At 61.8% G+C, this 22,893-nt stretch carries 25 protein-coding genes and 1 pseudogene; 3 read left to right on the forward strand and 23 right to left on the reverse strand.

The genetic code is table 11. The features are described from left to right. The 5 genes from IC761_RS30810 to IC761_RS30830 all read right to left on the reverse strand — a co-directional run bounded on the left by IC761_RS30810 (position 1) and on the right by IC761_RS30830 (position 5,698). Positions 1–864, reverse strand: a complete 864-nt coding sequence (locus tag IC761_RS30810; protein ID WP_195800399.1) for a branched-chain amino acid ABC transporter permease — start codon at positions 862–864, stop codon at positions 1–3. An 83-nt stretch (positions 865–947) separates the two neighbouring features. After that, a complete protein-coding gene (locus IC761_RS30815) occupies positions 948–2,183 on the reverse strand; it encodes an urea ABC transporter substrate-binding protein (RefSeq protein WP_195800400.1) in 1,236 nt (411 codons plus the stop codon). 115 nt (positions 2,184–2,298) lie between these two features. Next, entirely contained in the window at positions 2,299–3,534 is a 1,236-nt protein-coding gene (locus tag IC761_RS30820; protein WP_195800401.1) for an ABC transporter substrate-binding protein, read from the reverse strand. 126 nt (positions 3,535–3,660) lie between these two features. Beyond that, on the reverse strand, positions 3,661–4,497 hold the full coding sequence (locus tag IC761_RS30825; protein WP_195800402.1) for a phosphodiesterase: 837 nt from the start codon (positions 4,495–4,497) through the stop codon (positions 3,661–3,663). Positions 4,498–4,528: 31 nt separating this feature from the next. Further along, positions 4,529–5,698 (reverse strand): cobalamin-independent methionine synthase II family protein, encoded by a 1,170-nt coding sequence (locus IC761_RS30830; protein WP_195800403.1) that lies wholly within the window; start codon positions 5,696–5,698, stop codon positions 4,529–4,531. Positions 5,699–5,873: 175 nt separating this feature from the next. Here IC761_RS30830 and IC761_RS30835 point away from each other — a divergent pair, with 175 nt between their 5' ends. Further along, positions 5,874–6,749 (forward strand): LysR family transcriptional regulator, encoded by an 876-nt coding sequence (locus IC761_RS30835; RefSeq protein ID WP_195800404.1) that lies wholly within the window; start codon positions 5,874–5,876, stop codon positions 6,747–6,749. A gap of 53 nt (positions 6,750–6,802) precedes the next feature. On the opposite strand, the gene IC761_RS30840 is transcribed toward IC761_RS30835, so the two are convergent. From IC761_RS30840 to IC761_RS30855, 4 genes and pseudogenes are all read right to left on the reverse strand, one after another. Next, on the reverse strand, positions 6,803–7,441 hold the full coding sequence (locus IC761_RS30840; protein WP_195800405.1) for a DapH/DapD/GlmU-related protein: 639 nt from the start codon (positions 7,439–7,441) through the stop codon (positions 6,803–6,805). Between the two features lie 221 nt (positions 7,442–7,662). Then, positions 7,663–7,948: pseudogene (locus tag IC761_RS30845) on the reverse strand (P-type conjugative transfer ATPase TrbB); the annotation flags it as partial. 342 nt (positions 7,949–8,290) lie between these two features. Continuing rightward, positions 8,291–8,986 (reverse strand): class I SAM-dependent methyltransferase, encoded by a 696-nt coding sequence (locus tag IC761_RS30850; RefSeq protein ID WP_195800406.1) that lies wholly within the window; start codon positions 8,984–8,986, stop codon positions 8,291–8,293. A 254-nt stretch (positions 8,987–9,240) separates the two neighbouring features. Beyond that, positions 9,241–9,714 (reverse strand): GNAT family N-acetyltransferase, encoded by a 474-nt coding sequence (locus IC761_RS30855; RefSeq protein ID WP_195800407.1) that lies wholly within the window; start codon positions 9,712–9,714, stop codon positions 9,241–9,243. 342 nt (positions 9,715–10,056) lie between these two features. Here IC761_RS30855 and IC761_RS30860 point away from each other — a divergent pair, with 342 nt between their 5' ends. Further along, the gene (locus IC761_RS30860) at positions 10,057–11,250 is read left to right on the forward strand and encodes an MFS transporter (RefSeq protein WP_195800408.1); all 1,194 of its coding nucleotides are present in this window, start codon (positions 10,057–10,059) and stop codon (positions 11,248–11,250) included. Between the two features lie 44 nt (positions 11,251–11,294). Here the strand turns inward: IC761_RS30860 and IC761_RS30865 are convergent, their stop codons facing one another. The 14 genes from IC761_RS30865 to IC761_RS30930 all read right to left on the reverse strand — a co-directional run bounded on the left by IC761_RS30865 (position 11,295) and on the right by IC761_RS30930 (position 22,412). Further along, a complete protein-coding gene (locus IC761_RS30865) occupies positions 11,295–11,735 on the reverse strand; it encodes a CopG family transcriptional regulator (RefSeq protein WP_195800409.1) in 441 nt (146 codons plus the stop codon). A 7-nt stretch (positions 11,736–11,742) separates the two neighbouring features. Then, positions 11,743–13,725 carry a conjugal transfer protein TraG gene (locus IC761_RS30870; protein WP_195800410.1) on the reverse strand — a complete coding sequence of 661 codons (1,983 nt, stop codon included), beginning with the start codon at positions 13,723–13,725 and terminating at the stop codon, positions 11,743–11,745. Positions 13,726–13,766: 41 nt separating this feature from the next. Then, positions 13,767–15,506: a relaxase/mobilization nuclease domain-containing protein gene (locus tag IC761_RS30875; protein WP_195800411.1), complete on the reverse strand. Its 1,740-nt coding sequence runs from the start codon at positions 15,504–15,506 to the stop codon at positions 13,767–13,769. Between the two features lie 888 nt (positions 15,507–16,394). Beyond that, positions 16,395–17,075 carry a lytic transglycosylase domain-containing protein gene (locus IC761_RS30880; RefSeq protein ID WP_246791385.1) on the reverse strand — a complete coding sequence of 227 codons (681 nt, stop codon included), beginning with the start codon at positions 17,073–17,075 and terminating at the stop codon, positions 16,395–16,397. A gap of 247 nt (positions 17,076–17,322) precedes the next feature. After that, positions 17,323–17,658 carry a DUF736 domain-containing protein gene (locus IC761_RS30885; RefSeq protein WP_195800413.1) on the reverse strand — a complete coding sequence of 112 codons (336 nt, stop codon included), beginning with the start codon at positions 17,656–17,658 and terminating at the stop codon, positions 17,323–17,325. A gap of 35 nt (positions 17,659–17,693) precedes the next feature. Further along, positions 17,694–18,239, reverse strand: a complete 546-nt coding sequence (locus IC761_RS30890) for a S26 family signal peptidase (RefSeq protein ID WP_195800414.1) — start codon at positions 18,237–18,239, stop codon at positions 17,694–17,696. Continuing rightward, on the reverse strand, positions 18,236–18,754 hold the full coding sequence (locus tag IC761_RS30895; protein ID WP_195800415.1) for a DUF2840 domain-containing protein: 519 nt from the start codon (positions 18,752–18,754) through the stop codon (positions 18,236–18,238). Before IC761_RS30895 ends, IC761_RS30890 begins: the two co-directional genes overlap by 4 nt. Next, a complete protein-coding gene (locus IC761_RS30900) occupies positions 18,751–19,005 on the reverse strand; it encodes a hypothetical protein (protein ID WP_195800416.1) in 255 nt (84 codons plus the stop codon). The genes IC761_RS30895 and IC761_RS30900 overlap by 4 nt, the downstream gene beginning before the upstream one ends. Beyond that, positions 19,002–19,640, reverse strand: a complete 639-nt coding sequence (parA, locus tag IC761_RS30905) for a ParA family partition ATPase (protein ID WP_195800417.1) — start codon at positions 19,638–19,640, stop codon at positions 19,002–19,004. The genes IC761_RS30900 and parA overlap by 4 nt, the downstream gene beginning before the upstream one ends. Then, entirely contained in the window at positions 19,637–20,758 is a 1,122-nt protein-coding gene (locus IC761_RS30910; RefSeq protein WP_195804828.1) for a replication initiator protein A, read from the reverse strand. Before IC761_RS30910 ends, parA begins: the two co-directional genes overlap by 4 nt. 13 nt (positions 20,759–20,771) lie before the next feature. After that, complete coding sequence (locus IC761_RS30915) at positions 20,772–21,023, reverse strand: helix-turn-helix transcriptional regulator (protein WP_195800418.1); 252 nt, start codon at positions 21,021–21,023, stop codon at positions 20,772–20,774. A gap of 208 nt (positions 21,024–21,231) precedes the next feature. Next, positions 21,232–21,747 carry a DUF2285 domain-containing protein gene (locus IC761_RS30920; RefSeq protein ID WP_195800419.1) on the reverse strand — a complete coding sequence of 172 codons (516 nt, stop codon included), beginning with the start codon at positions 21,745–21,747 and terminating at the stop codon, positions 21,232–21,234. A 61-nt stretch (positions 21,748–21,808) separates the two neighbouring features. Then, entirely contained in the window at positions 21,809–22,018 is a 210-nt protein-coding gene (locus IC761_RS30925) for a transcriptional regulator domain-containing protein (protein ID WP_195800420.1), read from the reverse strand. A 130-nt stretch (positions 22,019–22,148) separates the two neighbouring features. Further along, entirely contained in the window at positions 22,149–22,412 is a 264-nt protein-coding gene (locus IC761_RS30930; protein ID WP_195800421.1) for a DUF2285 domain-containing protein, read from the reverse strand. Between the two features lie 230 nt (positions 22,413–22,642). On the opposite strand from IC761_RS30930, the gene IC761_RS30935 reads away from it, so the two are divergent. Beyond that, positions 22,643–22,876, forward strand: a complete 234-nt coding sequence (locus IC761_RS30935) for a helix-turn-helix domain-containing protein (protein ID WP_195800422.1) — start codon at positions 22,643–22,645, stop codon at positions 22,874–22,876. Positions 22,877–22,893: the final 17 nt, after the last annotated feature.

A 22,893-nucleotide genomic window follows, 5' to 3' on the forward strand; every position in this document is an offset into this window, starting at 1 on the left:
TTATCGAGCTCCGGTCCACAAGCTGGAGACGCCCGTTGGCAACAGGCGCAGGATGATCACGGCCAACAGCAGAAGCGAGGCCTGGCCGACGACGGGTGTCGCGAAATAGGAAAGCAACGCCTCGACCGGCCCGAGAATCGCCGCGGCCGACAGAAAGCCCGTGATCAAGGCGCCGCCGCCGCTGATGACTGTGACGAAAGCGCGGGCGACGTAGGCGGAACCCATGTGGGGAAGGACGCCGGATATGGGCGCGAGGAGAGCGCCGGCCAAGCCGCTGATCGCCGCGCCTACAATAAAGGTGGCGGCATACGCACGATCGCAATTGATCCCCAGCGTCGCTGCCATTTCCGAATTCTGTATCGCCGCCCGCGCGATCAGTCCGTATTTCGTCCAGCGCAACGCCAGGAGAGAACACACGACGAGCAGCGCCGTGATTGCACTCAAGAGCAGTTGATAAGCACCGATGGAATAGGCCCCAACCGGAATATTGCCTAACGGTGCGCTCACGCCCATGGTCGTGTTGCCGAAAATGGCGGTTACGACGCCGATCAAAAAGAGGCTGAGACCCCAGGTCGCCAACATCGTCGTCACCAGATGCCCGTAAAGTCGACGAATGATGAGGCGCTCGACCACAGCCCCGATCAGACCGACGACGATAGGGGCGACGATCAGCATGGAGAGCCACAGATTGATGCCGGCATGAGTAGCGATCACCGTCGTGTATCCGCCCAGCATAATGAATTCGCCATGGGCGAAGTTGATGACCCGCATCATTCCGAAAATGACGGCGAGCCCCAGGCTGACCAGAACGAGAAGGGCGACGGAATTCACCACCGTGAAGCACAATATGACGAACTGATCCATGATGTATCCCGATCTGCGAAAAGCGGAGACAATCGAATAAGGCTGCGATGTTGCCCGAGGTTCGGCGCTGCTACCCCGGCTTGCTAGATCTGCGGCATCAGAAAGTCCGTCTGGTTCGGATTGGTGAAGACATTGCACTTGCCGCCATAGGTATCCGGCGGGATCTGTTCTTTCTTCTCGATCAGGCTCCAGACGCGGTTCTTGACGGTCACGATGTGAACATCTTGCGACGTGTTGTGGGTGGGACCATCAGTGGTCATGACCCCGGCCGGACCGTCCCACCGGATGCCGCTTTCAAATGCCGCAAGCACTGCGTCGCGCTCGAAGCTGCCCGCCCGCTTGACGGCTTCAGCCCAGAGCATGACTCCGCTGTAGCCGCCGAACACTTCGCCGTTGATGTAGGGATGGTTTTTGCCGGCCACCGCTTCGACCCTGCTCAGAAATTCCTTGTTCTTTGGCGTGTCGAGCTCCTGGAAATAGTTGTAGGCGACGGTTATGCCGTCGGTTTCGTCGGGCGTAAGAACCTCATGCTCATTGCCCGCGGCAAAGACGATCGAAATGATCGGGATTTTCTTCAGCATCCCGGCCGCCGCCCACTGGCGATAGAAGGACATGGCCGGGCCACCCACCAGGCAGGAATGGACGATGTCCGGTTTTGCCGCCTGGATTTTGGCGATGGCCGCAGTGAAGTCGGTTACGTCCAGGGGATAGTAGTCCTCCGCCAGCACCTCGCCGCCTTCGCGCTTCCCCACCACATGATTCCAGATGCCGAAATTGCGCGGCGCGTTATAGTCCGACGCGATATAATAGAGCTTCTTGCCCAACTTCTTGAACGACCATTCGAGCAGCGGAACCACCTGCTGATTGCCGCCCGTATTGACGCAGAAGGTGTTCTTCTCGCAGAGGCCGCCCTCGTAGAACGAGCCATAGACGAACGGTATCTTGTAGCGGCGCAACACCGGACGCGTCGCTTCGCGCGCGGCGCCGGAGAGCGCGCCCTGCACCATAACGCACCTGTCGTTCAGCACCGCCGCTTGCGCGTATTGCGGGTACTTCTTGATGTCCGATTGGCAGTCATAGACTTTAAGATCGATCTTCTTTCCAAGAAGGCCACCGGCGGCATTGATTTCATCGACGGCGACCTTCATGCACAAATTGGACGGAACGCCATAAATATCGAGTGCTCCGGTCAAATCGTGCAGCGAGGCAATGGCGACCGTGTCTGATGCCGCCATGGCGCGACCGGTCAATGAGCCGGCGAGGGATGCGGCGGAAAGCGCCGCGGAAGAGCCGAGAAACGTGCGACGGGACAGATTCAAGAGAAATCTCCTTGGCGTTGTCGAAAGAAGGGTCATGACTTCTCGCCTCAACCGATAGACGCGGAACCAGACCAACGAGGCCGCGGCGCGAATGCGGCGCCGCGCGCTCAAGCGCTTATGTCTGCGGCATCAACCACTCTGTCTGGTTCGGATGGGCGATGACGTTGCATCTGCCGTCATAGGTATTCGGTGGGTTCTGCTTTTTGGTCTCGATCAGACTCCACACGCGATCCTGGACTCTGATGATGCGCACGTCCTGGATCGTATGGTGCGTCGGGCCATCAGTGACCATCGTTCCGCCGGGCCCTTCCCAAGTGATCCCGCTCTCCCATGCCTTCCTGACCGCTTCGGGCTCGAAGCTATTCGCACGCTTGACGCACTCCGCCCACAACATGACGGTCGTGTAGCCTCCGATTGCCTCTCCGTTGATGTAGGTATGGTCTTTGCCCATGGACTCGGCAAAACGTGCGAGAAAGGCTTTATTCTGCGGGGTATCGAGCTCCTGAAAATAGTTGTAGGCAACATAGATGCCGTTCGTCTCTTGAGGCGAAAGGATCTCAGGCTCCCGGCCACCACCAAAAATAATCGAGATAATCGGAATCTTGTTCAGCATTCCGGCCGCCGCCCACTGGCGATAAAACGACATCGACGGGCCGCCGACCAGACAGGAATGGATGAAGTCCGGCTTCGCCGCCTGGATCTTGGCGATTGCCGCGGTGAAGTCGGTCACGTCCAAGGGGTAGTAGTCGTCAGCAAGCACCTCGCCGCCTTCGCGCTTTGCCATGACGTGATTCCAAAGCCCGAACACGCGCGGCGCGTTATAGTCCGACGCGATATAGTAAAGCTTCTTGCCCAAATTCTTGAACGACCATTCGAGCAGCGGAACGACCTGTTGATTTCCTTCCGTGTTGCAGCAGAAGATATTTTGCTCGCACGCGCCCCCCTCGTAAATCGAGCCATAGAAATACGGTACTTTGTATCTGTGCAGGACCGGTCGCGTGGCTTCCCGAGCGGCGCCGGTCAAGGCGCCCACCGCCATCACGGCCCGGTCACTTAGCGCTGCTTGCTGCGCGTATTGCGGACCCTTGTTGACGTCGGACTGGCAGTCATAGGCCTTCAAGACCACCTGCTTGCCCAAGAGCCCGCCCGCCTTGTTCAATTCCTTGACGGCAAATTCCGTACACATATTCGACGGAGCGCCATAGACGTTGAGCCCTCCGGTCAAGTCGTATAGCGAGGCTATGGTGACGCTATCTGAGGCGGCGAAGGCGGGACCCGCAACTGAGCCGACCATGGATGCGGCGGATGCCGCGACGGAAGAACGGAGAAGCGTGCGGCGTGAGATATTCATGAGAGTGCTCCTTGGTCCTGAAAAGAAGAGCCCAAATGGCGCGAACAACTGCTCCGCCGGGGCTAGACGACGGACAGGCAGGCGTGACGATCGTCGGCGAGGAGCGAGACCCCGCCGCATACGGGGTCAGGGTTGCGTTCGTCGTGCCATTGGAACGACTTGACGCTCAACAGGCAGGTCCGGATCGTATAGATACTTTGCACTTCCATCGAGGAAGTCGTGCGTATGGACGACAACGGCGTCCGCATTCAGGAATGCGATCGCATAGGCTGGGGGCTCCATACTGCAGGGAATTCCGCGCTTCACGCTGAAATCAAGCCACGACTGGTGGTTCAAACCGCGCAAGGTGGAAAAGGGAATGCTTCGCCAGCTTCCGGCGATGGGGCGATGAACATGCCCGAAGAACAGGTGGCGGATGCGGTGCCCGTCGAGAACCGTTCCGAACGCTGCGCCGTCGTCGAGCATGATCTCGTCCATCGGCCGGAAATGGACCGGCAACGGCGGGTGATGCATGAAGAGATAGACCGGCCTGTCTTTCGCTTCCTCCAGCCTCGCCCGCAGCCATGCCTCGCGGGCTTCACAATATTCGCCGGCGTGGCTGTCCGATCGGTTGGTGTCGAGGAACAGAATCCGCCCGGCCGGTGTGTCGAGCAAAGACTGGACGAAGCCGTGCTCATCCACGGGCGCATCCGGGAACACACTTCGGAACTGGTGGCGGTCGTCATGGTTTCCGATCAGAAGCCGCACAGGCATCGGAAGGACGCTGAGGGCTTCGCGCAGACGAAGATAGGCGCCCCTCTCGCCATGATGGGCAAGATCCCCCGTGATTACGCAAAGGTCGGCATCCGCGTGGTGCGCAGCAACGTCCAGCAGGCAGGCCTTCAGGCGCTCGCCCGGATCATTGTCGAACAGACGATGACCTGGCGGGACCAGGTGAAGGTCGGTGATTTGGATGATCTTCATTGTTTGCCTTTGGTCTGACACCGCGAGGTCACTAAGCTGCGGCTTCTGTCGAGCGGCTGGATGAACTCTTCCAGAGCCGGCGGGACGCGATGTCGGCGCCTTGCACCAGGGACTCGAGCTTGCGCCAAGCAATATCCGGATCGACAGTGTGGAAGCTTGCAAAGCTGGCAAAACCGCAGTCCGTACCGCCGATCACCCGCTCCCGGCCAACCAGATTGGCGTATTGCTCGATGCGCTGCGCTACGACTTCGGGATGCTCTATGTAGTTCGTGCAGGTATCGATGACGCCGGGTACGATGATCTTGTCGTCGGGAAGCTTCGTCTGCTTGAAAAGGCTCCATTCATGGGCATGGCGTGGATTGGCAGCCTCGAGAAGGATGGCCTGCGGTCGCGCCGTGACGATGATGTCGAAGATTTCGTGAAGATCGATGTCGTGATGGTGGGGCGATTCGTAATTGCCCCAGCAAAGGTGCAATCGCATGCGATCAGCGGGGATATCGCGCAGGGCGTGATTGAGAACTGCGACATGAAGCCCGATCTCCTTGCGGAAGTCCGCGACCTCCATCGGCTTCTCCCGGAAGTGACGGCCAAGCGCCAGATCCGGGCAGTCGATCTGCAGAAGGACACCCGATGCGGCGATGGCGTCATACTCCTGCTTCATTGCATCAGCCAACGCGTAGAGATAGGCTTCCTGCGAGGGATAGAACTTGTTCGGCATGTAGTGAGCCATGATCCCCGGAGAAGACGCGTTCATGAACCCTTCTTCGACGGAAACCGTCGCGAGCGCCGCCTTGAAGTTGGCGATATCCGTCGCGACGATTTCATTGCCGTGATAAGTGAGAGGCCCGACGCAGGCTGGCGTCTTGATGTCCAGAACGACGCGCTTGGCGAAATTCGGAAACTCCGCGATCTCGGAAAGCGCCAAGGGTTGATCGACGCCGGTCAGGCCCGTCATGCGATCGCGGGCATAGGTCGAATAGGCGTATTTGCTCATCTCGCCGTCGTCGACGACGGAGATGCCGAGGTCGGCCTGCCGCTTGACGACGTCCACAACCGCCGAAGCCACTTCTTGCGGCAATGTCGCCCGCCCCTCAGCACTGAGTTCGCTTTTTTCCCGGGCCGACAATTTGGCTTCGAGAGCCGCTGGACGCGGCAAGCTTCCGACATGGGTCGTAAGAATCCGATCGGTGCTGATCTTCATCGAGATCTCCTGACTGACGATGAACCGCTGAGGCTCGTAACCTGGGACGATGCGATCCGTATGAGCAGAGCATCATTCCCAACCTTGGCCAGGCGAGGAGATAACAAATCCAATTGACGTCCACGTGTCGTAATATTAGATTAACTAATGGACGAATGAGCACGCGCCCTGCCCGATGAAGATCAGCTCGAACCAGATGGCGGCCTTCACCGAGGTCTTCCGGCACCGAAGCGTCTCAAAGGCCGCGACAGCTCTCGGCATCACACAGTCGGCCGTCACCCAGCATCTCGCCAAGCTAGAGAAGCGCATGGGTGCGACGTTGTTCATTCGCTATCGATCGGGCCTCGAACCAACAAAGCCGGCGCAAGAACTGTTTGCGCTGACGGATCGGGTCCGGGTTCTCGAACAACTCGTAGCCGAAAAGATCGACGCCTACGGCGCGCTGTCGGAGGGACATTTAACGGTCATCGCGAATGCGCCACGGCCAGCGATGCCGATCATTGCGGAGTTCTCACGTCGTTATCCGGGCGTGAAAATTGCGTTCTCTCTGTTGGCTTGGGCGGTTGCGATGGAAAGGGTGGCCGCCCGCGACGTCGATATCGCCATCATTACTGAGCCGGGGGATATGCCTGGAATCTCCCGTCATGAGCTAAGCACGACTCGTCTCATGGCCGTGCTCCGACGCGAACATCCACTCGCCAAAAAAGCACGCATCGATCTGGCTGAGCTTGCGCGTGAGACCATGCTTTTGACGGAGGACGGGTCGTTGACCCAGCGCGAGGTGCTTCGGACCTGCGCGCATGCAGGTATCAAGCTTTCGAACACTATCCAGGTGACGACCTATCCCGTCCTAAAAGAAGCGGTTCTACACGGCATTGGCGTCGGCATACTTCTGGATGACAGCATTTTTCCTTCGAGGCACATCGTCATGAGACCGGTGGTCCAACTTGACGTGGACTTCAAAACTTATGTCGTAAGCCCACGAGACAAGGGGGACTTGAAATTCGTCCGAGCATTCGTGGACACCGCTTCGGATTGCGAAGCACCATGACGGCGTCGGAAGAACAAAACACTGCCGCTTGCAAGCCCGAACACCGTATTTGACTAGGAGCTTTCGGCCCATCGCGCACAGAAAGCCTCGACGTCGGTCGACTGAAAGTCCCCAAGACGTGCCATGATGATTTCAAATGGCCAGTTCCACCAGGCAACCTGAGCAAGCTTTGCCGCCGTCTCACGACTAAATCGCTCCCGAATCTGGCGGGCGGGCACACCACCGACAATGGTGTAAGGCTGCACATCGCGCGTCACCACCGCGCCCGCCGCCAGCACAGCGCCGTCGCCCACCGTCACGCCGGGCAGCACGATAACCGCGTGGCCAATCCAAACGTCATTGCCGATGACCACTTGATGGTCCCGTCGCTCGGCAAAGAAGGTATGATCGCGCTGCGCCGTCTCCGAATAGTATTCGGGGCAATAGGTGAAACGGTGCAGCGACGGACGGCCGATGGGGTGATTTGGCGCACCGATCCGAACCTGCGCGGCAACAGCGCAGAAGCGCCCAATCTCTGCATTCCCGACTATGCAGCCCTGCCCGAGATAAGAGTAATCGCCAAGTGTCGAATACTCAACGATACTGTTCTCGAGTATTTCGCAGCACTTGCCGATGGTACTCTCTCGCAACTTGACGGTAGGCTCGATAACTGTTTCGGTGATTTTTGGCGGCGAGCGAGGCGCTTCATTCATTTTTTGCCGTTCCCGTGTCAGCGAATGCAAGCTCGAAGCGGGCAGTGAGCCGCATTCTCGATATCCAGCGCCTCGCACGGTGTCACCCAAGGTGTCAAGGGACGCGGTACGATGGCGATCGTTTGAAGTCCGGCGACCACTTCGCTGTAATGGGCAACCTTCTCCTGCAATCAATTGCTCAAGCGTGTGAACCTTTTCGAGACCGGCAAACAGCTGGCGACCGGCGCCGCAACTACGGTCTTAAGAAGCCCATCGAACCTCTCTCCCGGCTCGGGAAGCTCGGCCGAGGCGCGCGGCTTCTCGGCATGCACCTCAGCGCCGACATGGTGCGCGACCAGGCGCACGGTCCCGCTCGCCGTCGGCGGCGGACATCGTTCCTCCGCTATCCTCCAGCCGGCCGGACAGCCGGTCGATCCAGAGGCGGCCGTCGGGGTTGAGCATCACCTCGACGATCGATGGGTCTTCGAGGAACGTGGCTATCGCGGGGCCCAGCGCGGTGCGCCGCATACGCGTGCCACGCGAAAAGGCTTCCGAATGGAGTGAAGTGCCCGCCACGATCGTCCCCCCGTCGAAGGCCAATCGCGGCAAGCGATCGGCGACGGGGATGGATAGAAAAGGCAGGGAATGGATCAGTTCAACAAGTATTCGATCGTCGTAGGGATCGTGCGTAGAGCAGAGAAAGAATACTTGCTGGGACGTGGGCTCATCTGTGGACGCGCTGAGAGATACAAGCGGCTACTGACGACATTTGCGTGCAGTCGGATACTGCCATCTCTCCGGCCGCTCAATTGAACCTCGTCTGTGACGCGATGTGCTCGCCTCACAAGCCTGAGACCACAAGGACCGAGCTCATGCTTTTACCGCCGAGAAGAAGAGGAATCGGGGCTTAGTCGTCAGGCTCTGGTAGGCTTCCGGGAAGCGAGTGCGGGCGCGCGGATCGGGCTGTGGCTCACGCAATATATCGATGTGAAATCCAGCCAAATTGAGGGCGTCGAACATGGCATGAAGCGGACGATGCCAGAAGCGCATCGTCATGGACTCGCCACCACGCTGCCAGGTCTCGCTAAAGCTATAGGTCTCGAAGTAATTGTCGCTGCCGCCCAACTGGTGACCCATGAAGGGATGGTGCGTGGAAATAACCAGGCGACCGCTGTGGGCCAGCAGGCGATTGAACTCCGAAAGAGGCGGTGACCAGTCCGGCAGATAGTGCATGACCAACGAGGCAACGATCAGATCGAAAGCGCCATCGTCAAATGGCAATGGTTCATTCAGGTCGGCCAGTAGGAATTGCCCTCGTCCTTCTAGGCGGCGTTGCGCGATTTCCAGCAAGCCTGCACTCGAATCGATACCGGTCAGTATCGCCCCGCGATCAACGAGGGCCGCAGCATGCGCACCACCGCCGCATCCCGCATCGAGTACTCGAAATCCCGCGACATTCCCAACCAGAGAAAGAATTGCCGGCCGTTCATAATAGGCATTCCAGGCATTGGTCTCGTTGTCAGCGTCATAGGCTTCGGCGAACGCATCGTAATCATTTTCAGACATTGTTTCTCCTCGCCAGCGGATCACCGAGAGACCGCGCATTCGACAGCAAATTGTACAGTCTATAGTGTCTACATCGATATCGACGTCAGGGATTTTCTCTTTGATCGCCGAGCTACCGCGGGATAAGTTCCGTACCTGCATTACTCGTGAGGCGGAGTTCGAAATGCCGCCGATGCCAGCCGAAAAGCAGGCGTTTGCGAAGCGACGAATCGCCAGGCGTGCTGTCGCAACAGACGCAGCAGCAGTGTCGAAGTTCACAGTTCCATATGCACGATCTCGATAGGCTCACCGCCGAGACCGTGAGAGAAGTAGCCCCTGCCTGTGCTTCTAAAGCCGTGCCTTTGGTAGAAGCCTTCGGCATTGATCGTCGCTTCGAGCCTCACTGGACCGTCATGGCCTAACCGTGCCTGGACAATCCCGATCTCGAGCAGCCGCCGACCCAGTCCGGCGCCAGCGGCTTCTGGCAAGATAAATAAGCGTGTTACTTCGCCAGGCTCTGCGTCGACAAATCCGACCACAATGCGGCCGCGCATACACACGGTCATTCGCCCCTTGGCGATAAGCTCTTCGTAAAATGCCGGTGTACGCTCACCCATCCAATTCTCGATTTGATGGCGAGAATAGGATGCGCGTGCTAGGCCGCCGATCGAGGCCTTGGTGACGTTGAAAACCGCCTCCGCGTCCTCGCGGCAAGCGGCCCTAAAGGAAACATCGTCGTCGGACGTCATGAGAACTGGACTCCAGATGCTCCTGTCTAGTTCGGTTTGCGAGTTTGCCGGAGCTTGGTCAACCGTGGTCGGCGGATTGGCGAATACCTGCCTACCCGAGCAGACTCTTATGACCATGAAAGCGAACCACGGCATGTTCGCACTTTTACTGCGGCTCTTAGCGGATGTTTTGCGCGGTACGACGCAGGTTTCCTGCAGATATCGCCAGGACGCGCGATGATTCCCAGCAGCCCCTAGGACATCGCAAATGTCAGATGCAAAACTGCCTCTTGAATCGGCGAATTTGTCAGGTCACTAGGAGACGACAATGCCAACCACGATCTCCCTTGAGGCAAATTCAACGTGAAAGGTTTGGAAAGACCTCTGTTCATCGCCTTTTCGTCGGCTTCTTTCTTTATCGTTGGTGTCGGTATTGTTCTGCCTGCTTGGGTAGCTTTCCACATTGGTGGTTCTGGACTGGTTGGAGTGGTGTTACTCTCATCGAGCATGGCCGGCATATTGCTCGCACCGGTCGCCGGCCACCTGGCCGATCGTCATGATCGCGCACAGGTCACAGTGGCGGGGCAGACGATCCGAGCCTTGGGGCTGGCCCTTCTCGCGCCCGCTGGATTCGCTACAGACTCTCTATCGCCAGTTCTCCTCATCAGTTCCGGCGTATTGGGAGCCTTCGGCTTCGCGCTCCTGTCGGGATCACTGAGCGGCATTTTGCAGGCAATCGTCCCCGAAGCACAACGCATGGGGTTCGCCGTTCGACTTTCCCTTTTTAATCAGCTGGGCATAGCGATCGGGACGGGTGCTACCGGGCTTGCCATCGACAGGCTCGGCAGTCCCACGTCCGCACTGATGTTTGCGGCGGCGGCTCTCACATGTCTTCCTTTGTTGAAGCCGATCACAGCGCAGGCCCGCGACGTCCGATCGTCTCAACGGCTTAGCTTGCTTCCTGCTTCACGGCAGGCTCTCAGCTATTTGCTCACCAGCCCTCAAGCCCTCTCAGCGGCGGCGACTGTCGGGCTGGCATTTGCCGTGATCCAGGTTACCAACCTTCTCCTTCCGGGTTTTGTGATCCGATCGCTCGGCGGTGACAGTGGCCTTTTTGGCTTGCTCGAAATGGCTGCCGCGATCACTGGAATAGTCGCACTGGCGGTGGTGGGTCTTCCGTCCATAGCGAAACGTCTGCAAGGTCTCACACCAGCAATCCTGGCTATTGCTGGCGCATCCCTGTTCTTCTTCTCTCTCGCGCCGAATCGCGACGTCGCCATCGTTCTCTATTGTGTGGCCGGCATGCTCTGGAACGTGTCGCGAGCGGTGGCCAACGGCCACCTTTTGACTGTTGTGGATGCCGGCATGATTGGCCGCGTGCAGGCGTTCACGACCTTGCTTACAGGCGGCTTCGGGCTTGCGATATATCTCCTCCCCACAATTATGCGAGGAGCCTCCGAGGCAACTCTCTACATGGCATGTAGCGTGGTCATCGTGGTCTGCGTCGGCGGGCTATACCTTTGGACCAGAGGTCAGGAGCAGTCGCGGAAATCCTGATTTTCGTGGTCAGTTTGGCTGCATTGAACTTCAAGAGAAACGTTTTAGTCACCTTGAAGCGAGCCAGTCTGCTGAACATCCTCCGGGATCTCCTGCCGCAATTTCGGGCCCTGATTGAGTCGGCGACCCAACGCTGCGACGAAGTTATCATAACGCGCTCCGGCCTGTGCCCGCGCGGCCTTGGCGGCCGGTTCGGGGAGTGGCGGTGTTGTCGTGAGCCAGAAGCGGATGAAGAGAGCGATCGTCTCGACCGAAATCCCGACATCCCGCTCAAGGCGCGCGATCCGGCGATCGATCTGGTCGAGGCGCTTGGCAATGGCTGCTTCACGCCGTTCGTCGGCGTCCGGCGACAGAAAGGACGCAATGGCGGCTTCGGCGATGAGCGACAGCGACTGCTCGCGCCGGGCGGCATAGGCCGACAGCGCCTTCATGACATCAGGATCGAGATAGACCGACATCTGGGCTTTCTTCTTCGGCGCGGTCATGCCTGCCTCACAGTCCGAGATCGTCGCCGGGATCGAGCGATGCCTGGCGCGCGACGCCCTGCATGATGTCGGTCATGCGCCTGATCCGCGGGGCATCCTCATCGGCCTCGTCGGTGAGGTCAGACGCGAACTCGTTATCGATCGGTTCCTTGTTTTCCACGATGTCTCGGACCAGTTCCGGCTGCCGCCTGCGGTCAGCGGTCCTTGGATCTTCGTCGTCCGTCTGGTCGTCGGTCGACGCCTCCAATGTCGTTGGACGGGGCGGCAGTGGCCGGGAACTCCAATCGTCCAGCCGCCCATCATTGGGTTTGGTCAGCGTCGGCGGCGCCAGGATGCGCTCCTGGAAGCGCCCGTCCTCGTAATAGCGCGCCTTCTTCGCGCGGATCGGATGGAGACCCGACATCATGACGATCTCGTCCGATGGCGGCAGCTGCATCATCTCGCCGGGCGTCAGCAGCGGGCGGGCGGTCTCCGACCGCGACACCATCAGATGACCGAGCCAAGGCGCGAGCCGGCTGCCGGCATAGTTCTTCATTGCCTTCATCTCGGTCGCGGTGCCGAGCGCGTCGCTCACCCTCTTCGCGGTCCGCTCGTCATTGGTCGCGAAGCTGACCCGGACGTGACAATTGTCGAGGATCGAGTTGTTGGGGCCATAGGCCTTCTCGATCTGGTTCAGCGACTGGGCGATCAGGAAGCTCTTGATGCCGTAACCCGCCATGAAGGCCAGGGCGGACTCGAAGAAGTCCAGCCGGCCGAGCGCCGGGAATTCGTCGAGCATCAGGAGGAGCCGGCGCCTGCCGGCCTTGGACTGGAGATCCTCGGTCAGGCGGCGGCCGATCTGGTTGAGGATCAAGCGGATCAGCGGCTTGGTGCGGTTGATGTCCGAAGGCGGAACCACGAGGTACAGCGTGGTCGGCTGGTCGGCGCCGACGATGTCGGTGATCCGCCAGTCACAGCGCCGTGTCACCTCCGCCACCACGGGATCCCGGTAGAGGCCGAGGTACGACATCGCGGTGCTCAAGACGCCGGAGCGTTCGTTGCCGGATTTGTTCAGCAGCTCGCGCGCGGCGGAAGCGACGACGGGATGGACGCCGGCCTCACCGAGATGGGGCGTGCGCATCATGGCGGCAAGCGTCGACTCGATCGGCCGCTTCGGATCGGACAGAAAGGCTGCGACGCCGGCGAGCGTCTTGTCCTGCTCGGCATAGAGGACGTGAAGAATGGCGCCGACCAGGAGCGCGTGACTGGTTTTCTCCCAGTGGTTCCGCTTCTCGAGGCTACCCTCCGGGTCGACCAGGATGTCGGCGATGTTCTGGACGTCGCGCACCTCCCACTCGCCGCGGCGAACCTCCAGCAGCGGATTGTAGGCCGAGGACTTTGGGTTGGTCGGGTCGAACAGGAGCACGCGGCCATGTTGAGCACGGAAGCCGGCGGTGAGCTGCCAATTCTCGCCCTTGATATCGTGGACGATCGCCGACCCCGGCCAGGTCAGGAGCGAAGGGATGACGAGGCCGACGCCCTTGCCACTCCGGGTGGGTGCGAAACAAAGGACATGCTCCGGCCCGTCATGGCGGAGATAGGCGCGCTCAAACCGGCCGAGAACCACCCCATCAGGCCCGAGCAAGCCGGCCTGCTCGATCTCCTTTGCATCAGCCCATCGGGCGGAGCCATAGGTCTCGGCATTCTCCGCCTCGCGGGCGCGCCAGACCGACATGCCGATCGCCACCGCCGCGGCGATGATCCCGCCGGATGCTGCGATGTAGGCGCCCTCGATGAAAACCTGTGGCGCATAGGCGTCGTAGGCATACCACCACCAAAAGAAGGCGGGCGGGAGATAGAACGGAAAATGCAGCAGCTCGAACCAGGGCTGCCCCAGTTGCGGTTGGAAGCCGAGCTGCCAGGCGGTCCACTCCGTCGCGGTCCAGATCGTCAACAGGACGATCGCGAAGACCGTGACGACCTGGCCCCAGAGAATCTTGGTCGCGGACATGGCGGCCGTCCTTTCCCGAAGTCGGTGGTTGGAGGGATCGTTCATAGCCCGAGCCCCCGGCTGCGCCCAAAACCCCAATCGATGCCGCCGTCGCTGCGGGCCACGCCGGAGACGTGACGGCCGAGCTGCTTTTCGAGTGAGGGTGTCCAGGGCACGAGCTGGAAGCCGAGCCCGTCGTCGATCATGGCAAAGCGGCCGGAGGCGAGCGCGAAGCGCTGCCGATAAGCGCCGGCGACATACTCGCCCGCCGCGGCCGCGTTGAACGGCTGACCCGTCTCCGCCGCGAGCTGCTTGCCGAGGGCTTCGATCTCCCGGCGTCGAAGCGTGCCGATCAGGTTGTGCGAGAAGACGAGGCCGCGCGCCTGGCGTTCTGCAAGACCCTGCTCAATAAGCTGCTCGGCCCGCCGTTGCATGGCCTCGCGGACCTCGGCTCCGAAGCCAGCTTGGCCAAGCGCCACAGGGTCGCGTGCGACGGCCTGCCGGTCGAGCCATGTCGCGCCGCTGGCCGTCACCTGATCCTCGATGGAGATATCCGAGCGCACGGCGATCGCGACACGACGCCGGCCTTGTGCGTCATCGAATTTGCGGAGCTCGACGACCGAGCCCGGCGCGCTGTCGCCGGCAGCGTCGAGGTCGGGGAGCCTGATGTGGTGAGTGCGGCCATCGACGCCGTCGACCACCGCATAGGCGGTTGCCTTGAGTTCGTCGTCGAGACCACGATCGACGAGGCGTCCGATGACGGGGACGTCGAGGCTTTCGCCTGATAGCACGTAGCTCGCGGTCCCGCGCTCGATGCCACGTTCGGTCAGCCCGCGATGGATGCGCTTGATGATGTCACCGCGCTCGCCGAGTTCGCGCAACGTCGTCTCGGCGGCCTCGTCCATGACCCATTGCCCTGGCCCGATCTGGTGGGCGAGGCCGAGACTCTCCAGACGCCGCAGCCGGCCGACCTTCAACGCATGGAACTGATCGGGCTGCTGCGCCGGATTGGGCGCAAGGTCGATGACGCCGTGCCGGTCTGCGTCGCGAACAAGCTGGCGGTCGAGCTGTGTCCAGCGTTCGGCCTCGACCTGGCGCTCGAGCGAGCGGCGGATATCGAGATCGGTGCGCAATCCCAGCTCTTGCGCGACCAAGTCCTGGGCGCGGGCGCGCATCCCGTCCTTGATGTAGTCGCGGGAGATGACGAGGTCCTGGCTGTCTTCGGCGATGCCGCGCACGATGAGGTGGACGTGCGGGTGCTGGGTGTTCCAGTGATCGACGCCCACCCAGTCCAGCTTGGTGCTGAGATCCTTCTCCATTTGCCCGACCAGCTCCCGCGCAAAACCCCTGAGGTCGGCCATCTCGGGCGCATCCTCGGGCGAGACGATGAAACGGAAATGGTGGCGGTCATTCTGACAGCGCTCAGCGAAGGCCTTTGGATCGGCATCCTCGGTGCCCGGGCCCAACAGCCGGGCCTTCTCCCCGTCCCGGGTAACGCCCTCGCGCCGGAGGTAGCCGAGATGGGCTCCGAGCGGCGCCGAGCGCGTTCTATGACGAACGACGCGGGTCTTGATCGTCACCAGACGCGAGCGGCCGGTGAGCAGACGGTTTGCCCGCACGCTGGCGACCCGGCCGCGGCCGAAGGTCGAGCGGCTGGCGGACCCGAGGCGACCCTGTCGCGAGATCCCGCCACCGGCGCGCTGAGCCGCGGCAAGGGCCTGCGCGATGAAGGGCTTGGCGCGCTGGCTTCGCGAGGAGCGGATGCGGCCGGGTCGCGCCTGGAAATCGTTCTCTTCAGCCATTGCCAGCCTCGGCAATGTGCGAGAAGCAGAAACCCTGCAATGAGTTGATGGTGAAGCGCACATTGCGCGGCGAAGCCACACATTGCCAAATCAGAGAAAAACTAAAGCAAGAACAACCGACCGACCGAGCCGCACCTTGCGGCCTTTTATCTCGCCCTCGTTCGGTCGTTGCTTCTCTCCTCATGTTCTCCCGGTCGCTGGTTCCCAGGACCCAACTTCGAAGCCAAAAGGCTCTCGGTGCACGCGGCGGTTTGCGACAAAATGCAGTTCGGGTCGTTGCGGTGGATCCTCTCATAGCGCCTGCCCGAACACGGCGGCTGGTGGCCGATTCATTGCGAAAGAGCCGCAGCGACTTCGCAGTTGACTTGCGAAGCCCCCACTGTTTGCGAGCGTTTGCGATAGCGATCGTTACCCGAAGGGCCGAGACACCCGTAGGGTGGCTCGGTGAGGAGCGAAGCGACGAGTAGAGCGCGGGCCGAAGGCATCGCCCGTACGCCATCAGCACGTTATGATCGCACTCCTGCGCGAACTCTTGCCGCGTGAGCGAGGGTCCTTCAGCAGCAAACCCGAACGTCTTGGCGTCATGACCATGTTGTGGCGTTTCGAATGTAAACCGAATGTCCGTCACGGGACGCCCGCGACGTGGAAACTGACGAGTGATATCACGAGCTGCCCGATGTGCAGCCGCCGGACGCTTACTCGTTGCCTGCTCTTCTCCCTCGCCTGCTCTTTCCTTCTCGCAAGAACATGCTGAAACACGCCTCCGCACGAATTCGGAACCGATGGCGGTAGCTCGCCGCCATCGCGCAGCGGATATCCAGATGTCCGCAGCACGGGTGCTCGCAGCCGTGTATCGATCCGGATTTTCGTGTTGGCGACGTCGCCCATTCATTGCGATCGTCCCGTTGCCCCGAGTGCGACAAACAGACCCTCCGACCGCGGCGCGATGGCCGAGAGATCGTGCACGCGAACCGCAGCCGGCATGTCGTTCGTGGGTCGATCAGGTGTCGCTCGCGCGGCAGATGGCGGACCCTCAGCGTGCCCGAAAAAGAGCGGCGCCCACGTCCAGGATGATCGAGAGAAGGCCGCGATGAGGAGAGGTTCTGGCGTCCTCTCCGCATCGACAAAAGGGACGATGGCCGCGACATAGGCTGTGGTCTCCGTTGGCAGCGGACGATGTCTGTCGCGGTAATCCTCGTAGCGGCCGGGGCCCGCGTTGTAGGCCGCGAGGAAGCCCGGCGAGCCGTAGCGGTCATGCAGCTCGCGAAGGAAGGCCGCGCCAGCCAGGATGTTGTCATGCGGATCGAAGGGATCGCGTCCGAGACCATAGCGAGCGCGCATATCCGCCCAGGTCTTGGGCATGAGTTGCATCAGGCCGAGCGCGCCTTTGGGTGAAACCGCGCGCGGCTCACCATGGCTCTCGATCCGCATCACGGCGCGAATCCATGCCGCCGGAATGCCGAAGCGCCGCGCGGCTTCCGCCACAGGCATGGCATAGCGATCGCTCGCCGACTGACGTGGCGCCGGTGCGGCCTGTGCGGACACCGCCAGCGATGGCCCGCCGATCACGAGCAGGCCAGCGAGAAGGATGGCAAAACCCGCCTTGTCTCCGCCATGACGTGAGCGTGCCCTCGTGCTCGCATCCGTCAAGGGTTCGCGCGGTGCGCCGGCCTGCGGCCGCCCTTGTCCGCCGCTGTGCGCGACGGCCGACTGACGCTCGAGCGGGACGAAGGGATGAGACGGCTTTCCCGCAAACAAAGGGATGGAGCTTGGATGCGCCTGATTGCCGGCACGCGTACCAGGACTCTGCATGCAATCAATCCCGCTCGGCACGTTGGGGCAGACGATTCCAGTTCAGCACCCAGGCCGATTTGTCGTCGCCCGATTGGAAGAGGTTGGCGCGAATCGGCCGCGGCAGCGCCGGGTCGTCGATGATGAGCGAAACGTAGTCGCCCGCCTTCTCTCCAGTCCGCTTCCAACCTGCGCCGATCTCCGGGCCCTCGGCATCGCCAAGGTGGATGCGGTAGTCCGGCGCATTCTCGGCATGCGAGGATTCGGCCGGAGTGAGGATGAGAATCCGCTCGAAAAGAAGCGTTTGAATGCGCCCGGTGAAGCCGGACTTCTCGCGGGTGAACTGACCGATTTGCGCCATGGGAAATCTCCTTGGTTGGCGGGTTGGGAAGCGGGTCAATGGGTGGCGGCGCGCCAGACGAAGCGGCCATGGCCCTCCTCGTCGGTCCAAAGCGGGACCGCGCGGGCGACGAGCGAGGTGACGGGGAGCGGACCGAAATAGCGGCCGTCCAGGCTGTCCGGGACGGACGGGTTCATGAGGAAGACTTCGCCCGGTTGCAGGGTGTGGCAGCCGCTCCAGCGCGGCAGCGGACGGCCGAGATGGTCGCGATCATGTGCGGCGCCGACATCGACACGATCGACGGTGATGGCCTCGCCGGACCGGCACACGGTTTGCCCTGGCAGCGCCATCACATGCTTCAGCAGCAGCACACTTTTCGGAAGAAAGCCGCCGTCGGCAAGCAGGCCTGCGATCGGCTCCGGTAGTCGCACCGCGACCAGTTCCAAGGCGTGCAGCTCTCCAACCGGATGCAGCGCATACAGCCCTATCGGCGTGCTCGCCGTGGCGTTCCAGATCAGCCGCGGCGCGGGATGAACGAACGCGAGGCCGCTCGCCACGAGCATCGCTATGTATGTCAACATCACGTAGCCGAAGCGGGTCATGGCGTGACGCTCCGGCGCTTGAGCCAGGCCACATGCTGCTCGCGCGTGTAGGCGCGCGGCTCATGGCCGGCGGCGAGGCGGTTGTGCAGATGCCGCCAGTATTCGGGTGCGACGTCGGCCGGATCGATCCTTAGCGCCTCGATGGCGTCGATCGCCTGCAGCACGCGCTCGACCTTCGGCCAGCTATCGACGCGAAGAAGGATCTCGCCACCGGGCCGCACGAACGGCAGCGTCTGATAGCGATTGCCGGGCGCTACGGCGCACACGATGTCCATGCGCGAGACGACGGTGCCGTAGTCGTTCGATGCCCAGCGGACGAAGCCGAAGATGCTGCCGGGCGCAAAGCTCGAAATACTGCGACGGCGGTCGAGAATCTTCTCTTCAGTGCGCCGGCCGAAGCGGAGCCAGTGCTCGATCCTCTTCTCGATCCAGGTCAGTTCGACTTGCGTGAGCACAACGTCGCGCCGGTGCGAGGGCGGCATGGCGCGCGGCGGCAAGGCCTCGTTGTCGTTCATGACGGCTCTCCGGGATCGTTGGGGAATTCGCGCGCCAGCAATTCGCGGAGCATCTCGGCCACGGTGACGCCGCGCTGGAACGCGGCGACCTTGATGCGGCCGCGCAGGGCCTGTGTGACGTCGATGGTCAGTCGCGCGGTGAAGGCGGCTGCGTCATTCACGCCGCGTGGCGTTACATCGCTGGCCTTGATCCAGCTTTCGGCATCGCCAGGGCGCGACGCGAAGCCGCGCTTGGTGGAGCGCTCGCTCATGGCGCGAACCTCGCGACTTCAGCGGCGAGCGCGGTGATCTCACGGGCGGCGGCGCACTGCTTGGCGAACTCGAAGACGAGGCGGCCGGATTGCGCGGCATCGGCGAAGACGACGCGTTGGCCGATGGTGCTTCCGAGCACCGGCGGATCGTGATCGGCGAGCGTTTCAGCGGTTTCGCGGGCGATGATCGTGCGCGCGCCGCAGCGGTTGAGGACAAAGCGCGCGGCGAGCTGTGGCCGGTAGATACGAGCCTCCCGCAGCAGAGCGCGCATCTCGGCCGACGCCCAGCCATCGAACGGCGAAGGCTGCACGGGGATCAGCACCAGATCAGACGCCAGCAGCGCCGAACGCATCAAGCCAGCGACGCGCGGCGGCCCGTCAATGACGACATGATCGGCGGTGCGCGCGATCTCCGGCGCCTCGCGATGGAGCGTATCGCGCGCGAGGCCAACGACGCCGAACAACCGTGGGACGTTCTCCCGTGCCCGCTGCTGCGACCAGTCCAATGCCGAGCCCTGCGGGTCGGCATCGATCAGGGTCACGCGCTTTCCGCGCAGCGCCCATTCACCGGCGAGATGCAGGGCGAGCGTGGTCTTGCCGACCCCGCCCTTCTGGTTGAGCACGGCGACGATCATCGCTTGCCTCCCGTCTTGCGGTCGAGAAGCGGCAGAGATGGTTGGCTTGGAGGCTTGGTTGGCTGCGGCTCAGCACCACTCGCCGCGGCGTTATCCGCAAGACGTACCGCCCCACTACAACAGTTAGATTCTAAGTTAGACTCTAAGTTAAGGCCCGGAATCACGGTTTCCGGCCAAAGCGTTAGTTGCGGTTCGCGCGTGCGAAGTCCCGATAGGGCTGCGTACGGAATCCCGAACCGGTTTGCGTGCGAAGTCCCGAGCACTTCCACAGCACCGTCCACAGGGGCAGTGGATAATTTCGCCGGCACGATGCGCAGCAACTCGCGGCGCGCCTTCCGCTCGATACGCAAGCAATAGCCCGGCAACGGCTGGCGCGCCGCGATGCGCCGGATCTGCAGCGCAAAATCAGAAACACGCACCAGGCTGCCCGACTTCGCATGGAGGTGCGCGACCTCGAATAGCCAGCCTCTCGGCTGGCGACCGGCGTGCTTGCGCGCAACGCGGTAGAGCCAGCGCTCGATCCCGCCGGTCAGGCTGAAATAGGCCGGATCGATCGTGAGAACGAGTGAGCGATCAATGACGCCGCGATAGAACCAGTCGGGGAGGACGAATTCCATCCCCTGCACCCGACCGTCGCGCGTCGCGCATTCCTCCCACTCATTGATCCAGGAGAACTGGTGTCGCCGCCAATGCTTGCCCTGCCGGATGGTGGTGCGGATAACCGTCGCCTGCAGGCGGGCCAATGCCCCCTTCAGCAGCTTGTAGTCGCGGGCGCCGGTCTGCCGGCCCACGGCTGTCAGGAGCTGGTAAGGCGTGAAGCGCAGGAAGCGCGAGGTTTTGAGACCGAGGTTCTCGGCCTCGACAATCTGGCTGGCCGCCCAAATCAGCACGTCGGCGTCCCAGATCGTCGCCATGCCGTGCTCGGGAACCGCATAAACCTCGACGCGGATGTCGCCGGCTTCATAAAGGATCGGCGTCGTGCGCTTGGCCTTTGCGAGCGAGAAGAATGGCCGTTCCATCAGGTCGCGCTGGTCGCGCGGGCTGGCGTCGCCGGTGGCGACGACGAACGGGTCGAGCTTGCTTCGCTCGCTGGGCGTAATGAGGCGGCGCAATGACATGGCGAGCGTCGCTTCAGCGATGCGCATTGCCAGCGGTGCGGGCCTCGACGTAGCGAGGATCTGACGTTGAGCTGCAGGCGGCCTGATCGGCCCAGGCTTCGAGATCGCTGATGGCGTAGACAACGCGGCCGCCGAGCTTGCGGAAGGTCGGGCCGTTGCCGTGACAACGATATTTCTCAAGCGTGCGCGACGAGAGGCCAAGGAGGCGCGCGGCCTCAGGCGTGCGCACGTAGCGCGTGGTGAGCTGCGCGGTCCGGTCGAGCATGGGAGATCTCCGTCTTGCCTTGAAGCGCCGCGGCCAAGTCGCGGCATGTCGGGGCCAGAGTGGCGGAGAGTTCGGGCGTTGGGGGTGGACGAAAGTTTACGCGGATTTGTGTCCCCCCACGGTCGCAGCAAGGCGAACCGAGGCGCTATCAGCGGGGCGCGGTTTTGGCGTCATCACGGCGGATGGTTTGGAGGGATCGAGAGGCCGGTCAGAGGCCGCGCAGGAGTTTCAGATAGCCTCGTTCGACCAAGGCGATCGAATCATGAATGAGGCGGTTGGCCTTACGGCGGGCATGCGAATCCTTCCACTCGACCGAACGGCGGTGGGCATGGTCGGACGCGAGCACCTTCGCTGCCACGTCCCGAGGACCACCGCCCAGATCGTGAACGTCGAAGGCGTGAAGGAGCTGAATCAGTCGCCGCTTCTGGAACGACGTGAGCCGCAGCGCCGCCGGCAGAAGACTGATGCGTTGGCCAGCAAGGCGGCGCGCAAAGCGAAGCGCCACGTCGGCCCGCAGTTCGCCCATGCTGTCGAGCGGCAGAAGCACGGCGGGACGCTGCGCGGCCTGCTCGTCACGCAAACGGACATGAAGTTCACCCGATCCCTCCGCGATCACCAGTTCGCGACCGTCAGCATCTGTCCGCTCGACAGGCGGCTGTCCGAAAGCATCGCGATCGATCGAATGAACGGTCGTGAAGCCCGACGGCGCGGGCTCCAGGATCAAAGTTCCAGGTGATGCCTCGGGCAGCCAAATGGCTGGTTCGGGCCCAACCGGAGAGGCGGGGTCATGGGCGAAATCGCAACCCCCATCGGCGTGCGAAACCAGTTCGGATGGTCTCAGGATCAGCGCCGTCGCGCGCGACCTGGCGCTTCGTGCGGGCAAAGTCGCGGCGGTAGTCCGCGTTGCGGCGAAGGAACTCGAGGGCGAAGCCCGGGCGCTCAAGGCGATTGAGGCGATCGATGGTCTCCGGCGAGCGCCAGTACTGGGTCGGCATGGTGTGTCATCTCTGCTTTCTGTTTGTCCTCCCGAAGGAGGGGACACACCACGGTCCGGAAAATCGGCTCGGCGGGCTAGACCTTCAGGTTGCATCACGCGAGATCGCAATTTGCGTGACGGAACGCAGTTCACTGCATCCGCGGTTCCAAAAGATGCTGATATCCGGCTTCCGACATCCATCGCGCCCGGGCGAGATGGCTGTCGTGGACGAGTTTGGCACGATCCGGTTCGCGCGCAGGGTCGAGGCCGAAGATCACGCAGACCACCTCCCGCCAGTCAGCGCCCTCTTCTTCGGCCATCAACAACCGAACATAGATTGCAAGATGTTTCTCGTCGTAGGTGTTCACGCGATCGGTTATTGGCGGCTGATCCCGGAATGGCAGTTCGTTCATTGCAATTGCCCCCACAGATCAATGCGGCGATTAGAATTCATCTAAGCCCCGGAACTTTGCAAGCCGCGAAACCGTCACATGCGATTTGCGCGCGATGCGCAGATCGTATCACGGCGCTCCCCGCGAGCGGCAAACCAGGCCCAATCCAGAAGATATGAATAGCACACCGCCGTACGAATCGGAACGATCGTTCCTGGAACGATCGTGCCGATGTGAGTTCCCTTGTCGCCATGGATCTCAAGGAGGTCATGGCGATCAATCTGCGTCGGATACGTCATGTGAAGAAGATGACGCAGGAAGAATTGGCCGATGGCGCCGGACTGAGTGTCCGTTACGTCGGCGCAATCGAACGCGCCGATGTGTCGGCCAGCGTGACGGTGCTCGGCCGAATCGCGAAGGCACTAGGCGTCGAAGCAGCCGATTTGATTAAACGAACGGCGGCTCATCCTCATCGGGCGCGCTGACAGAGTGTATTTGTGCT

This window comes from Bradyrhizobium commune (assembly GCF_015624505.1).
In the GTDB taxonomy this organism is placed as follows: Bacteria; Pseudomonadota; Alphaproteobacteria; order Rhizobiales; family Xanthobacteraceae; genus Bradyrhizobium; species Bradyrhizobium commune.

Bases quoted from the DNA above. Each gene is read 5' to 3' on its own strand.
- IC761_RS30825 (WP_195800402.1), bottom strand. From the start codon at position 4,497: ATGAAGATCATCCAAATCACCGACCTTCACCTGGTCCCGCCAGGTCAT.
- IC761_RS30865 (WP_195800409.1), bottom strand. From the start codon at position 11,735: ATGACCGCGCCGAAGAAGAAAGCCCAGATGTCGGTCTATCTCGATCCT.
- IC761_RS30900 (WP_195800416.1), bottom strand. From the start codon at position 19,005: ATGAGCGAGCGCTCCACCAAGCGCGGCTTCGCGTCGCGCCCTGGCGAT.
- IC761_RS30895 (WP_195800415.1), bottom strand. From the start codon at position 18,754: ATGAACGACAACGAGGCCTTGCCGCCGCGCGCCATGCCGCCCTCGCAC.
- IC761_RS30870 (WP_195800410.1), bottom strand. From the start codon at position 13,725: ATGTCCGCGACCAAGATTCTCTGGGGCCAGGTCGTCACGGTCTTCGCG.
- IC761_RS30835 (WP_195800404.1), top strand. From the start codon at position 5,874: ATGAAGATCAGCTCGAACCAGATGGCGGCCTTCACCGAGGTCTTCCGG.
- IC761_RS30810 (WP_195800399.1), bottom strand. From the start codon at position 864: ATGGATCAGTTCGTCATATTGTGCTTCACGGTGGTGAATTCCGTCGCC.
- IC761_RS30915 (WP_195800418.1), bottom strand. From the start codon at position 21,023: ATGCTCGACCGGACCGCGCAGCTCACCACGCGCTACGTGCGCACGCCT.
- IC761_RS30875 (WP_195800411.1), bottom strand. From the start codon at position 15,506: ATGGCTGAAGAGAACGATTTCCAGGCGCGACCCGGCCGCATCCGCTCC.
- parA (WP_195800417.1), bottom strand. From the start codon at position 19,640: ATGATCGTCGCCGTGCTCAACCAGAAGGGCGGGGTCGGCAAGACCACG.
- IC761_RS30850 (WP_195800406.1), bottom strand. From the start codon at position 8,986: ATGTCTGAAAATGATTACGATGCGTTCGCCGAAGCCTATGACGCTGAC.
- IC761_RS30855 (WP_195800407.1), bottom strand. From the start codon at position 9,714: ATGACGTCCGACGACGATGTTTCCTTTAGGGCCGCTTGCCGCGAGGAC.
- IC761_RS30930 (WP_195800421.1), bottom strand. From the start codon at position 22,412: ATGAACGAACTGCCATTCCGGGATCAGCCGCCAATAACCGATCGCGTG.
- IC761_RS30830 (WP_195800403.1), bottom strand. From the start codon at position 5,698: ATGAAGATCAGCACCGATCGGATTCTTACGACCCATGTCGGAAGCTTG.
- IC761_RS30925 (WP_195800420.1), bottom strand. From the start codon at position 22,018: ATGCCGACCCAGTACTGGCGCTCGCCGGAGACCATCGATCGCCTCAAT.
- IC761_RS30910 (WP_195804828.1), bottom strand. From the start codon at position 20,758: ATGTCATTGCGCCGCCTCATTACGCCCAGCGAGCGAAGCAAGCTCGAC.
- IC761_RS30820 (WP_195800401.1), bottom strand. From the start codon at position 3,534: ATGAATATCTCACGCCGCACGCTTCTCCGTTCTTCCGTCGCGGCATCC.
- IC761_RS30935 (WP_195800422.1), top strand. From the start codon at position 22,643: ATGGATCTCAAGGAGGTCATGGCGATCAATCTGCGTCGGATACGTCAT.
- IC761_RS30840 (WP_195800405.1), bottom strand. From the start codon at position 7,441: ATGAATGAAGCGCCTCGCTCGCCGCCAAAAATCACCGAAACAGTTATC.
- IC761_RS30885 (WP_195800413.1), bottom strand. From the start codon at position 17,658: ATGGCGCAAATCGGTCAGTTCACCCGCGAGAAGTCCGGCTTCACCGGG.
- IC761_RS30890 (WP_195800414.1), bottom strand. From the start codon at position 18,239: ATGACCCGCTTCGGCTACGTGATGTTGACATACATAGCGATGCTCGTG.